Below are 12,061 nucleotides of genomic sequence, written 5' to 3'. Positions count from 1 at the left end.
CTTTCACTTAAGCCTTAATTGGTATGAAGATTATTTAAATCAGTTTCTCAGGAATAAATTTAGATGAAATCCTCTTTATCAATATATAATCAAGTATGAAGAAAATAGTACCTGCTATAAACATAACAAGGTTGCTCAGCATAAGTACACCTGTCATTTGAGCTACCAATACAACAATTACCGGAACAACAAGAAGACCGCTAACCTGTTGGGCTTCTTGAAAGGTTTTTGACTTTGCTGATACCATAACAGTAAAGATCAAGGATAACAAACTAATTGCAGGTGAAATCCAAAGTATGGTAATGAGCCATTTTATATCTGGGAAAATAAATCCTCCAAAATGAATGAAGCCTCCTATATTTACTATAATTCCAAAGGCTATAAAGGAAAATAGAGTTATGATATAGGATGGTATAAAGACGCCTAAAATCTTTGCCTTTAGCAGTTGTTCCATGGATATTGGGGTGTAAAGCAAAGTCTCCATTGTTTTATGTTCCTTCTCCCCTACAAAACTGCTGGCTCCAATAATTCCTGAACACATTATGGGAATTATAAGGAGTATGGTGGAAACATATAGTTTATAACAATTTTTATTAATAATTGGGCAGGATTATATGCCATATACTCAGAAGGCAGTTTTTTTAGAAGAGGTCCAAACTGTCTTATCATATTTGAATCACGCCCAATATAGTTAGCACCAATCAGTACCCCTAAAGGTATGATCACAGTTAGAAAAATCGGTACAATAGTCATTGGCAAAATAATCTGCTTTGAGCTTGTTATTTCATTTAAATCTTTATAGATTAATGCTTTTTCACTTCTATTCATATTAGCCCTCCATTCCTATAGTGTTACATCATCCAATGCGCCTTTGATATATTTAAAGTATAGTTGTTCCAACGTCCACTTTTGTTGAACAATCTCATAAATTTCCCCTCCGTTTATCAGTATACTTTGAACAATTGGGGTTACTTCTTTATCTCCTGAAATAGACTTACTATATAAATTATTATCCTCATGAACAAGACCAATCTTCTCAGAAATATTTTTTCCTCTAATTTTTAGTTTAATACTTGCATTTTTCTTTGAAGCAAGTTCATCAAAGGTACCGAAACCAAGAATATTGCCATTATTTATAAATCCATACAATGTACAGATATCTTCAGCATATTTTAATTGATGGGTACAAAGAAAAACTGTAACTTCGCTTTCTTCTGCAAGTTCTTTTATTAGTGTTAAGACATTAAGTGCATTTTCTGGATCCAAACCAGAAGTAGGTTCATCAAGAAATAAAACTTGAGGATTGTGAATAATAGCTATAGCAAGGGATATTCTCTTTCTCATTCCTGTACTGAAAGCTTTTACTTTCTTATTTCTTACATCAAACAATTCCAGTCTTTTTAAAATGAAATTTGTTCGTTCCTTTAGCATCTTTTCTTCCATACCATGCATCCGTCCAAAGAATATAAGATTTTGCTCAGCAGTAAGATTTTCATAACAGGAAGAACTTTCGGTCATAACTCCACAGAATCCATGAAGCTCAATATTATTTTCCTTCACAGGTTTTCCTAAGATTTCAGCATATCCTGAAGTTGCTGAAAGAATTCCATTGAGAATTCTAACAGTAGTAGTTTTTCCTGACCCATTAGGACCAAGAAATCCAAATATTTCACCCCTTGGTATGCTAAGGCTTATATTATTCAATACATTAGTCTGTCCATCATAAGATTTTCCAAGATTCGATATGTTTATTGTGTTCATTTCTTTCACCTCTTTTTACTATATTTTATCTGATTCTGTAAATGTTTACAATATGATACTTATAGTTTAAGGTGCTATCTACCATTTCTTGTAAATTTGATATTAACTTTCTATATAAACCCAAAATAAACATTATCATTTTCAATCATATATTCAAATTTATATTAATTATGATATAATTATCATACCGTATTGGAGGTGTTTTTATGAAGGTATTTGATACATTCAGCTCTAAATCAGATTGCTCCTTGCAAAGACTACAACAAAGTCAGCTATGCTTTGTTTGGAGCCTAATCTGTTAAGTTAACTTAAAATACCTACGTGTTTTAGGCTCTGTAACACATAGCCTTTTAGTATTCTTTGCTTTAACACTATAATAAAAGTGAGGAGTAAGAAAATGAGGTATGTAAAAGCACAAGATGTGTTACCAGAAGAAGTTATTAAAATAATACAAGAATATTTAGACGGAGAATATCTTTATGTCCCCAGAAAAAGTGGAAATCATAAAGCTTGGGGAGAAAAGAGTGGTATAAAGAGTAGACTTAAGGTGAGAAATAATGAAATTTATAAAAAATATCTTAATGGGACTACTATTAATGCACTAACTGAAGAATATTACCTATCAGAAAAAAGTATAAGAAAAATAATTAGTCAAGAGAAACGTCTATGCTCAAAATCATTACAGAATCATTTATTAGATTGAATATTTATTTAAACCCATGTTATACTTTCATTGTGTAAATCCAGTGAAAGTTATTATTTCTAATTTAAACTAAAATTCATATATAAAATGATTCTTATATATAATATATTTTAAATTTAGATGATTATTGTTACTTTCAGTTGGAGTAATAATAATCATCTTTTGCGTTATTTTGCTAATACTGAAATAAGCCTGTGAGACTATCTTCTTTAATTTCATGAATAATAAAATAATATTTGTTAGAAAAGAGGTGCTATATATTATGAAAGCTTTTATAAAAAAACATGAGTATAATTATATAAGAAAGCGTTTATATGACTTAAATAATGCTTTCAAATACTGTGTAGATACTAATATTATTGAAGCTAATAAAGCATATATACAGGAGAAAATATTACACATTTTTACAAACTTATCTGAAGAAGAAAAAGAGATGCTTGATATTAGTAAAATAAGTGAACCCTTACAAATTGATAAGTATTTAGCTGAGTTAAATGAATATGTATATGGAATGCCCTACATTACAGATATGCAAATTAATAAATTGTTTAAAAAGGAAAAGAAACTTAAATTGCCAAACCCAAATGCACAAGATTCAAAGAATGTGTATTTAGGTTGGATTGATGAATCCACTAGAAAATTATTTGTAGCTTACAATATGAATGGTAAACTTATAGGTATGAAATGTCCAATTACAAATCATGGTTCAAATAACACTCATATGTGTGCTCTTTGCAATCATATAGGTAAGGAAAATGAAGTAGCCTTTGTTTCATCTCTTTGTAAAACAGATAATACTAAGGAAGGTGCCTACAAATCAATAGGCTTTGATATATGTTTAGATAGCGAGAAGTGTAATGAGCGAATTGTAACTATCGAAAAGCTTGAGGAAATTTTAAGGAATGTTAATAATATCAAATAAATCTAACATCACATCATACATCAAGAAGTTTATATACAAATAAATGGTCCTGTTTGTATATAAACTTCTTAGTTTGATGGCTATATGACTATTATGACCTAACATCTATGAATATTATAACTGGTATTTATTTGCCTTTTTCCTCTTACTCTTTTCATTAATAACATAAACTGCCAATAAAGTTAAGACAAAGGTCCTATAAATTATATTAATAATAGTTTGTGCTGAGTTACCTACATTGTTATATATACCAAAAGTTTTTCTGTAAAACATTCCTGTAGTGCAAATAAAAGCTATAGCTAGATTAAAACCCTTTTTATCTTTGCTATACTTAATTATAAAATATATAGCAATAAAAGCAGAAAGTAAAATTATACCGTAATCCATAATCACACCATCCTTTACATAATAATTATATAAATTTATAAAAGAACTAACTTCTCAGACAATACATATTCTTCTTCAATTTCTTTATAAGTTAAATTATTCTTAATATTATCTACCCTACTTTTTAAAGTTCAGTGTACTTTTTGCTTGTTCCCCTTGCTTTTTCTACTGGATATTTCTTTTCATTCTTATCCATCTTTTTTTCTATTATATCTTCTATATTAACCCCTAGGGAATCTGCCATATGTAAGCAATAAACCATAACATCAGCTAGTTCTTCCCCCACGGCTTCTTTATCATAGTTATTATTCCAAAGAAAGTGCTCTAGTAATTCACCAGCTTCTATACTTATTGCCTTGGCTAAGTTTCCTGGGGTATGGAATTGTGACCAGTCTCTATCATCTCTAAATTTTCTTACCCTCTTTTTTATCTCTTCCATTTTGTTTGCTCCTTTACTATTTTGCTATATTAAGTTTGATAATTCTATTTATCTATTACTATAATTGTACCATAAATTAGTTGATTTATTTTAGATTTCATCTCTAATGTCTTAAATTCATTTGGTTTTATATAGCTTGAAATTTGAATAGTAACCTAAAGTTAAGAGGTAGGGATTATTCCCTACCTCTTTTTGATTTTTACTAGTATGGCATATATGATTGCTGATATAAATGTTGCTATTATATCAAATATATCAAAAGGAGTATTTAAAAATATATGGATTATTTCAGATGCCAGTGCTAGTACACATATACCTACTAAAGTTATGATTGTATGCTTAAAAGTATATTCCTTTTTATAAAATGATGTATATAGACTTTCTGCTATGAATGCAAAGTTCCATGTTGCTCCTATATTTGGTGCTATTCCTAGGATAAAGTTTATTGCTTCATTTGAGATAAGATTGCTGTCTCTTGCAAAGATTGTAAGACCCCATATTAGGGCACCTATGATTCCTAGGATATTTGTTAATTTAATCTTTTTCATTTTTTACCACTTTCTAAATATATTAAATTATTTTTATCATCAAATAACACATAATACCTTCTTTTGTAATTGATTAATTCCGTTTGTCATGGTAAAAATAACTACTCATTTCAGCAATAAACATAATCGTAATAATGATGCCAAAACAACTTAAAATACCAAGATACACCTCATTTTTTGTTAATCCCCATGCAATGATTGATAGTATTGAAACAGTAGCACAAATGAACAGTGTAATATTAAATGCACTGGTTTTCGATTTCATATTAACTAAATTTACTCGTTCATCATCATTTTGCTCATCTTCTTTCGTACATTTGCTACTTAAACTTCTCAAGACTTCGGTGACTCCAAATAAGATGCAAAAAAAATCCAATATAATAGACTTTATAATTCTTAAAGCACTTAAATCATTAAACTTCATAATTGTATGTGGAATGCTAATTGATACTAATAACAAAAAAAATATACCACTCCAAAATTTCTTTTTATTATATATTCTTTTCTTCATTTTCTAAATTCTCCTTTAAACAATATAAATTTTCAATAGTGGTATTAAAAATGGAAGCTATCTTATATGCTAGTATGATTGAGGGGTTATACTGTCCTTTTTCAAGTGAAATAATTGTTCTTGATGAAACTGAAACTAAATCAGAAAGCTCCTGTTGTGTCATATTTGCTGCATTTCGTAAATCTTTTATTCTATTTTTCACTCCTATACCTCCAAATAAATATGAAGCTTGCTTCACATGAAGCTTGCTTCATATTATCATTATATAAGAACATTGTCAATACATTTTGAAGTTTCTTGTTTATTGGGTTATTTATAAATCATAATCTAAGGCACGAGTCTTGTTCTATCTCTTGGAATAAGAGATGCTTCTCTAACATTTTGTAGACCTAACAGTTGTGCGGTTATCCTCTCTAGCCCTATAGCAAGACCTCCATGAACAGGCATTCCATATTTAAATAATGAGGTGTAATTCTCGTAATTTTCTGGAGTTAATCCTTTGTATTCAATGTTTTTTATTAACATATTATAATCATGAATCCTTTGTCCTCCAGTAGTAATTTCAACTCCTCTAAATAATAAGTCAAAACTTCTTGTTTCTTCTTCTCCATAAGGCATAGTATACATTGGTCTTTTTCTTCTTGGATAGCGAGTTAAGAATATAAAGTCACAGCCTAACTTTTCCTTAGCATATCTGCAAATTAATTTTTCTCCTTCTGGGTCTAAGTCTCCATCTAAATCTGTTTTATTATATTCCTTTTCTAATATTTCTAAAGCTTCACTAAATTTAATTTTTGGTATTTTGTTTTCTATCTTTGGCATATCTACATTTAATGTCTCTAAATATATTTTACCTTCCTCTTCTAGTTTATTTAAGATGAATTTTAATAGTCTTTCTTCCATTTCCATAATATCTTCTTCATCTTTTATAAATCCCATTTCAAAATCCATACTTATATATTCGTTTAAATGCCTATTGGTATTGTGTTGCTCTGCCCTATACACATGTGCTACTTCAAAAACCCTCTCAAAACCAGCTCCCACCATCATTTGTTTATAAAATTGAGGACTTTGAGCAAGGTATGCTTTATTTTCAAAGTATTTCACTTCAAACATATCAGTTCCACCTTCTGCTCCCTCTGCAACGATTTTAGGGGTAAATACCTCAGTAAATCCCTCATTAATTAACAATTGTCTAAAAGCTTGAACTATAATATTTTGAATTTTAAATATTGCATTTACTTTTGGATGTCTTAAGCTTAATACTCTGTTATTTAACATAGTATCTAAATTTATGTCCAATTCATTCTTATTTATTTCAATTGGTAACTCTGATATTGAGCTATTTATAACTTGAAATTTTTCAATTAATACTTCAAAAGGATTAAATGTATTATTGCTTTCTTTAACTTCCCCAATTACTGATACAACTGACTCTAATTTCACTCCACCAATATCCATATGACTGTTCTCCACAACACATTGCACAAATCCAGTTCTATCCCTTAAAATAATAAATGTAATAGATTTTAACTTTCTTATGCGGTATACCCAACCTTTTATTTCAACTCTCTTACTTATGTGATTTTCTAACTCACTTACCATAGTTCTTTCCATAATTTTTCCTCCTCTAAAATAAAATAATATATTGCTAAAAATACTAGCTTTTTTAAATAAACAATTTAAAACCGCTAAATTAAATCATCTCCTAGCTTGCTACAATTAACGACTAAAAGCCCCCTGAGCAATAAGCTCAAGGGGCAAAAAAATCGCGGTACCACCCTTGTTTAATTTCATTAATTCAAATTTATCAAATATATTAAATAACACCATCCACCTAAAACCATTAAGCTCAAACTGAATTAAAGCTGCCCTTAACGTGCATAATTAACGACTTTTCAAATATTGTTAAACAAAAAAAACCTTCATTCCATAATAGGAGCGAAAGCTGTATTCACGGTGCCATCCTAATTTGACAAAGTTAAAATCAACTAAGTCATCTTTAATCCCTTTAACGGTGGAATCCGACTTATCCTACTATATATTTCAAATAAGTATCTCCAGGATGTCACTTCAATATTACTTTTCTCGTAGAGCTCCCACCGTCCTCTATTCGCTTTGGATACTAAGATAATATTTACTATTCCCTTCAAAGAGTTCTGAATATTCATTTTCTATATGGTACATCTTATTTTTTTGATTGTCAATATAAACATTTCCCTCACCTTTGTGGTAAAACAAATATTGTTTCAGCATAACCAAAACCATCTTTTTCAAAAATGGTACATACCCCTTCTATTCTACCATCAACAAAAAAAGATAAATTTTAGAAAATACCTCTAAATTCCTTACTATAGAAAAAATATTAATCACAACATTATATTGTGGTTATTTTTGCTTTTCGAGCTTGACCGTTGTAGTTGTACCCATAGCGGAAGCCTTATAACTTAATACGCCGTTCTGGTATGTCATAGTCTTAGTATCATCAGTAGAGGCAAGCATAGCACTATCAGTTTTGCTATGGTCATTTTCTGAATTCCATATATAAGGTTCGTCAGCAATTGTCGGAGCGATAAAAGAGCCGGCCCAATAAAGTGATTTTGTGTCGCCGTTATCACTTACCCAGTAAATTTCAATCGTATCACCACTTATTGTTGCAACTTGATAAGAGTCGTCAGATTTGCTATTTTCTTGTTTCCATTCACCCGTAAAGTCAGGTATTTGCTTTTCAGTGGTTTTACTTTCAGTTGAGGTTGCCGGGGTATTGTCGCCGTTGGCCGAGCTTGTGGAGGTGGAACTACACCCTGTAAATATGGTTATGAGCAGAGCCAAGCAAAGGGTAATAATTTTCAATCTTTTCATTTTCGTTATCCTCTTATTTCTTTTAGTATAGTATTAACTTAATCTACCAGTTATCATACCATTAATCATCATCTTCGTCAAAATTATAGAACATTCTTACATCAGCAATGTTGACATATAATATAAGCGTATTTATTACCTCTATCTTAACAATGAAGGATCATACAAAGATTGTTGACATCTAATACATTTATTATAATTTCCCACAAAAAAGTAGCTAGTACATAATTATTTTTACTAGCTACTTTTTTAATATGTTACTTGCGAAGCTTGCACTTTTTTTTAATTTAACTATAAATGTTCTTATACTTTTTTTCTATGCTATGAAAGCCTAATACCTTAATATTATTTTCTTCTACTAGTTCTTTTATGGCCTTCTCATCTTCTTTGTTGTATTCAATTGATATACCACAACAAGTTGAAAGTTCTCTTGGTGTTGGTACTATGGTATATTTTATTTTATGCTTTTTTAGTATAGTTTCTAGGGCAAGTCCACTACTATGCGAAGGAAATAATACATAATTTTTTATATTTCCATTACTGTTCATTAAAATTCATCACCTTAAATCATTTCTATGAAGGCTTCCACTCTTGTTTTTATTTGACCTGAGTCTTCTGTTGAGTAGTCTGTTTCTATATTAATCATAGGAATTCCTGCTTCTTTTAAAGCCTTTTCTACCCTATTATATTCTACAGAATAAGTGTGGCAGAATGAAAGGTTTGAATAAACCACTCCATCTATATTATATTCTTTAACATATCTTAATATATCATCTATTCTTCCTTCATTTGGTGTAAAGCAAGCACAGTTTATATTTAAATATCTGTCTGCTAGATTAGTTATTAATTCTTCTATAGTCTCTCCTTCTGGATTTACTTCATTTTCAAAGTATCTAGTACCTGTACAAGTTTCCTCTACTACAACCTCTGCTGGAAGGCTTTCTATTATGCTGTGAAGCTTCCAGTTAGGAATAGCCATAGGTGTACCTGTTATCATAATTCTTTTCTTTCCTTCAGGTTTGCCTTGCTTTACTCTTTCATCTAATTCATCACATAGCTTATTTAACTCTTCAGTGAATCTTTTAGGATCATCATTGAATGCAATTTGTGATATTAAAAGAGAATCAAGCCCAGTTATTGGAGAAGGGGTCACCTTTCTTAAATCGTAAAGTCTTTTAAGAGCTCTTCTCTTCTTATTACAGACATCTATACCTTCCTTTAAACTTTCTACTGTAACTTTATTCCCTGTAAGTTTTTCTACCTCATCTATGAACAACTTTATCTCTTCCATCCACATACTATAGTCCTTATTTCTCTTCATTTGTGGAAGATCCATTACATGAACAGGCACATAGTCACTTAATATTTCCCAAGCTTTCTTTTTACCATCACAAGTAGTTTCACCAATTACCATATCGCAAGATTGGAAGTAAGGGCATGTACCACTTACCTTTGCACCAACAAAAGCCTTTATTAAAGGGCAAAGATTTCTTGGTAAATGTTTTTCACCATCTTCAACCCAAAATTGCGATCCAGCACAAAGGCCTACAGATATAGCATTAGCTGCTAATATAACTTCATCTGGTACAAATACGCAAAAAGTTCCAAGCACCTTTCCGCCTTGTTTTTTATGATCTTCAAGTTCTTTTATCCGAAGTCCATGAACCTCTGAAAAAACAAAGTTAAAATAGTTCATACCTTCAGGTCTATTTTCTTGAGTTAAATATACACTTCCAAACATTTCAGGTAAGGCTGCACAAAGCTGATCATGCTTTTCTAAATCCATGTCTAACTTGCCCCACATCTCTCTGTAATCTGCCATTATTACTCCTCCTTAAAATTAAGTTTGATTAAATATTAAGCTTTGCTAAATATTAGTCTTCATTATATATATGTAAATGTTATTTAATCCTAATTTAACTTATCACTTGTTTCTTTTGCTACAATAGCTGCACCTATAGCTCCTGCATATCGTCCTAGCTTACTAGTTTCTACATTTTTCCCTAGCTTTTTTGCAAGACTATCTATTAAGTATGTATTTTCTGAAAGCCCTCCACTTAAAAAGTAGTTTTCATCCCTTCCATGCTTTTGGCATAAAGAGTTTACCTTTCCTGAAATAGATTCAATGACGGCAAAGGCAATATTTTCTCTCTTTTCACCACTACCTATAAGACTTATAACCTCAGATTCTGCAAAAACAGTGCACATAGAACTAATGCTTATTCCTGATCCATCTTTAGAAAGTTTACTCATTTCCATAAGATCAAGGCCTAAGGTATTTGCCATCATCTCTAAAAATCTTCCTGTACCTGCAGCACACTTATCATTCATTGTAAAGCTTGTAACCTTACCATTTTTTATTGTTATTATCTTAGTATCTTGGCCACCGATATCGATTACAGTACAATCCTTATTAATAATGTAGTTTGCTCCCTTGCCATGACAAGTTATTTCTGTTACAGTTTTGTCTGCATAAGGCACAGAAACCCTACCATAACCTGTAGCCACAATATATGAATTTTCTACATAGTTCTTACTTTCTAGATGATCTTTTATCTCCTCTGCAGTTTTCACGCTACTCCAACCCGTTGGAATCATAAAGGTTTCTACTAAATCTTCATGACAAAATACAGCAACCTTAGAAGCTGTAGATCCTATATCTATACCAATATAATACATACTCATCTTCCCTTTTTAGTAATTTTTTTAATATAACCTTAAAAATGTATTTCCATAGACAACCTCATTATACTTTACATAGATTCTTTCTTCTAATTCAAAAAAGCTATACTATACGCTTATCCTATTGGTAATATTAATAAAGCATTGCAACAATCATGAATAAATCTCCTCATTTAAATTCAATTCCATTGAGCTTTCCAATGCCCATACACTGAATTTTACAAACACCTTTAAAATACTCTGAATTAAATGGGAAAAAATTTATCTAATTATCATTTAAAGTTTAATATTTTTATAAGTTTTATTTGCGAATTTTCTGTAAATTATCGGTGTATTTGATATAATGGTATAGGAAGCAATAAAATATTACTTTCTATTTAATTTAAATAGTTGTATATTAGTAATAAAATAATATTCTTTTAGACAACCTATTTAAAATGTTATATAACCAGGTAATAGATCCTATTTACCTAAGCCTTTCAAGGAAATATGAAAGCTTAAATTAAAATAAATAAAAAGGAGTACGCTACTAGACAAAATATATTTAACTAAGTCTACAAGGTACAAAATTTAATAATAAAACCAATGTTATGTGTACCGATGGCTAGTCGGGATTTTATGACTTTTAAGATGCAAATGTAATCTTAAAAGTAAAAACCTTGATATGGATATATTTGTCCATATTTTAAGTAGCAGTGATTAAAATGGCAAAAATGACTACATCAAAAAAAATTGTTACTATGGCATTATTTATAGCTATAACCTTTATACTATCTAGATTCTTATCTATACAACTTTTACCTACAATAAAGATAAGTTTTGCGTTTTTACCCATAGCCTTAAGTGCTATGCTCTTTGGTCCCGTATATGGGGGAGTTATGGCAGGAATAGAGGATCTTATTGGTGCAATCTTGGTTCCTAAAGGACCCTTCTTTCCAGGGTTTACTTTAAGCGCATTTATAGTAGGACTAATTTATGGGTTAGTTCTTTATAAAAAACCTAAAACTATAACAAGATTTATAGTTTCATCTTTGCTTATAACCATAATTGTGCATATATTCTTAAATACCCTTTGGCTTGCTATATTATTTGATAAAGCATTTATATTAATAACTCAAACTAGAATACTTAAAGCATTAATTATGCTTCCTATAGAGGTTATAACTTTATCTCTTACATGGAAGTACTTAGGAACAAAAATAGAAAAAGAGATATAGTATCTCTTTTAATAAAAATATATTTAAAG

At 30.1% G+C, this 12,061-nt stretch carries 14 protein-coding genes, 1 pseudogene and 1 other annotated feature; of the genes and pseudogenes, 3 read left to right on the top strand and 12 right to left on the bottom strand.

Annotation, left to right across the window (positions count from 1 at the left end; genetic code table 11):
- Nucleotides 1–34 precede the first annotated feature (34 nt).
- Together BD821_RS13810 and BD821_RS08250 are read right to left on the bottom strand one after the other, a co-directional pair.
- Nucleotides 35–828 (bottom strand): annotated as a pseudogene (locus BD821_RS13810) (ABC transporter permease subunit).
- A gap of 15 nt (nucleotides 829–843) precedes the next feature.
- Nucleotides 844–1,761 carry an ABC transporter ATP-binding protein gene (locus BD821_RS08250; protein ID WP_104410065.1) on the bottom strand — a complete coding sequence of 306 codons (918 nt, stop codon included), beginning with the start codon at nucleotides 1,759–1,761 and terminating at the stop codon, nucleotides 844–846.
- Nucleotides 1,762–2,158: 397 nt separating this feature from the next.
- On the opposite strand from BD821_RS08250, the gene BD821_RS08245 reads away from it, so the two are divergent.
- Together BD821_RS08245 and BD821_RS08240 are read left to right on the top strand one after the other, a co-directional pair.
- Nucleotides 2,159–2,464, top strand: coding sequence for a CD3324 family protein (locus tag BD821_RS08245; protein ID WP_104410064.1), 306 nt, complete (start codon nucleotides 2,159–2,161; stop codon nucleotides 2,462–2,464).
- A 262-nt stretch (nucleotides 2,465–2,726) separates the two neighbouring features.
- Nucleotides 2,727–3,386, top strand: a complete 660-nt coding sequence (locus BD821_RS08240; RefSeq protein ID WP_104410063.1) for a FusB/FusC family EF-G-binding protein — start codon at nucleotides 2,727–2,729, stop codon at nucleotides 3,384–3,386.
- Between the two features lie 114 nt (nucleotides 3,387–3,500).
- On the opposite strand, the gene BD821_RS08235 is transcribed toward BD821_RS08240, so the two are convergent.
- From BD821_RS08235 to BD821_RS08190, 10 genes are all read right to left on the bottom strand, one after another.
- Nucleotides 3,501–3,773: a hypothetical protein gene (locus BD821_RS08235; RefSeq protein WP_104410062.1), complete on the bottom strand. Its 273-nt coding sequence runs from the start codon at nucleotides 3,771–3,773 to the stop codon at nucleotides 3,501–3,503.
- A gap of 124 nt (nucleotides 3,774–3,897) precedes the next feature.
- A complete protein-coding gene (locus tag BD821_RS08230) occupies nucleotides 3,898–4,212 on the bottom strand; it encodes a nucleotide pyrophosphohydrolase (protein ID WP_104410061.1) in 315 nt (104 codons plus the stop codon).
- Between the two features lie 182 nt (nucleotides 4,213–4,394).
- The gene (locus BD821_RS08225; RefSeq protein ID WP_104410060.1) at nucleotides 4,395–4,760 is read right to left on the bottom strand and encodes a hypothetical protein; all 366 of its coding nucleotides are present in this window, start codon (nucleotides 4,758–4,760) and stop codon (nucleotides 4,395–4,397) included.
- Nucleotides 4,761–4,833: 73 nt separating this feature from the next.
- Nucleotides 4,834–5,271, bottom strand: coding sequence for a hypothetical protein (locus BD821_RS08220; RefSeq protein ID WP_104410059.1), 438 nt, complete (start codon nucleotides 5,269–5,271; stop codon nucleotides 4,834–4,836).
- Entirely contained in the window at nucleotides 5,252–5,473 is a 222-nt protein-coding gene (locus BD821_RS08215) for a helix-turn-helix transcriptional regulator (protein WP_104410058.1), read from the bottom strand. The genes BD821_RS08220 and BD821_RS08215 overlap by 20 nt, the downstream gene beginning before the upstream one ends.
- A 125-nt stretch (nucleotides 5,474–5,598) precedes the next feature.
- Nucleotides 5,599–6,888, bottom strand: a complete 1,290-nt coding sequence (gene aspS, locus BD821_RS08210; protein WP_104410057.1) for an aspartate--tRNA(Asn) ligase — start codon at nucleotides 6,886–6,888, stop codon at nucleotides 5,599–5,601.
- Between the two features lie 317 nt (nucleotides 6,889–7,205).
- Nucleotides 7,206–7,433: a binding site (T-box leader), on the bottom strand.
- Between the two features lie 226 nt (nucleotides 7,434–7,659).
- Nucleotides 7,660–8,133, bottom strand: a complete 474-nt coding sequence (locus tag BD821_RS08205) for a hypothetical protein (RefSeq protein WP_104410056.1) — start codon at nucleotides 8,131–8,133, stop codon at nucleotides 7,660–7,662.
- A gap of 287 nt (nucleotides 8,134–8,420) precedes the next feature.
- Nucleotides 8,421–8,681 carry a putative Se/S carrier protein gene (locus BD821_RS08200; RefSeq protein WP_104410055.1) on the bottom strand — a complete coding sequence of 87 codons (261 nt, stop codon included), beginning with the start codon at nucleotides 8,679–8,681 and terminating at the stop codon, nucleotides 8,421–8,423.
- 14 nt (nucleotides 8,682–8,695) lie between these two features.
- The gene (locus BD821_RS08195; protein ID WP_104410054.1) at nucleotides 8,696–9,955 is read right to left on the bottom strand and encodes a double-cubane-cluster-containing anaerobic reductase; all 1,260 of its coding nucleotides are present in this window, start codon (nucleotides 9,953–9,955) and stop codon (nucleotides 8,696–8,698) included.
- A gap of 89 nt (nucleotides 9,956–10,044) precedes the next feature.
- Nucleotides 10,045–10,812 (bottom strand): acyl-CoA dehydratase activase, encoded by a 768-nt coding sequence (locus tag BD821_RS08190; RefSeq protein WP_104410053.1) that lies wholly within the window; start codon nucleotides 10,810–10,812, stop codon nucleotides 10,045–10,047.
- A gap of 707 nt (nucleotides 10,813–11,519) precedes the next feature.
- Between BD821_RS08190 and BD821_RS08185 the strand changes: the two genes are divergently transcribed.
- Complete coding sequence (locus BD821_RS08185) at nucleotides 11,520–12,032, top strand: folate family ECF transporter S component (RefSeq protein WP_207655273.1); 513 nt, start codon at nucleotides 11,520–11,522, stop codon at nucleotides 12,030–12,032.
- Nucleotides 12,033–12,061: the final 29 nt, after the last annotated feature.

Origin of the sequence: Clostridium algidicarnis DSM 15099, assembly GCF_002934235.1 — a bacterium.
Classification (GTDB): domain Bacteria; phylum Bacillota; class Clostridia; order Clostridiales; family Clostridiaceae; genus Clostridium_L; species Clostridium_L algidicarnis.
Note: the sequence above shows the minus strand (reverse complement) of the source record. Positions and strands in the feature narration are given on the sequence as shown.

Coding starts and splice junctions, on each gene's coding strand:
- BD821_RS08250 (WP_104410065.1), bottom strand. CDS start 1,761: ATGAACACAATAAACATATCGAATCTTGGAAAATCTTATGATGGACAG.
- BD821_RS08245 (WP_104410064.1), top strand. CDS start 2,159: ATGAGGTATGTAAAAGCACAAGATGTGTTACCAGAAGAAGTTATTAAA.
- BD821_RS08240 (WP_104410063.1), top strand. CDS start 2,727: ATGAAAGCTTTTATAAAAAAACATGAGTATAATTATATAAGAAAGCGT.
- BD821_RS08235 (WP_104410062.1), bottom strand. CDS start 3,773: ATGGATTACGGTATAATTTTACTTTCTGCTTTTATTGCTATATATTTT.
- BD821_RS08230 (WP_104410061.1), bottom strand. CDS start 4,212: ATGGAAGAGATAAAAAAGAGGGTAAGAAAATTTAGAGATGATAGAGAC.
- BD821_RS08225 (WP_104410060.1), bottom strand. CDS start 4,760: ATGAAAAAGATTAAATTAACAAATATCCTAGGAATCATAGGTGCCCTA.
- BD821_RS08220 (WP_104410059.1), bottom strand. CDS start 5,271: ATGAAGAAAAGAATATATAATAAAAAGAAATTTTGGAGTGGTATATTT.
- aspS (WP_104410057.1), bottom strand. CDS start 6,888: ATGGAAAGAACTATGGTAAGTGAGTTAGAAAATCACATAAGTAAGAGA.
- BD821_RS08205 (WP_104410056.1), bottom strand. CDS start 8,133: ATGAAAAGATTGAAAATTATTACCCTTTGCTTGGCTCTGCTCATAACC.
- BD821_RS08200 (WP_104410055.1), bottom strand. CDS start 8,681: ATGAACAGTAATGGAAATATAAAAAATTATGTATTATTTCCTTCGCAT.
- BD821_RS08195 (WP_104410054.1), bottom strand. CDS start 9,955: ATGGCAGATTACAGAGAGATGTGGGGCAAGTTAGACATGGATTTAGAA.
- BD821_RS08190 (WP_104410053.1), bottom strand. CDS start 10,812: ATGTATTATATTGGTATAGATATAGGATCTACAGCTTCTAAGGTTGCT.
- BD821_RS08185 (WP_207655273.1), top strand. CDS start 11,520: ATGGCAAAAATGACTACATCAAAAAAAATTGTTACTATGGCATTATTT.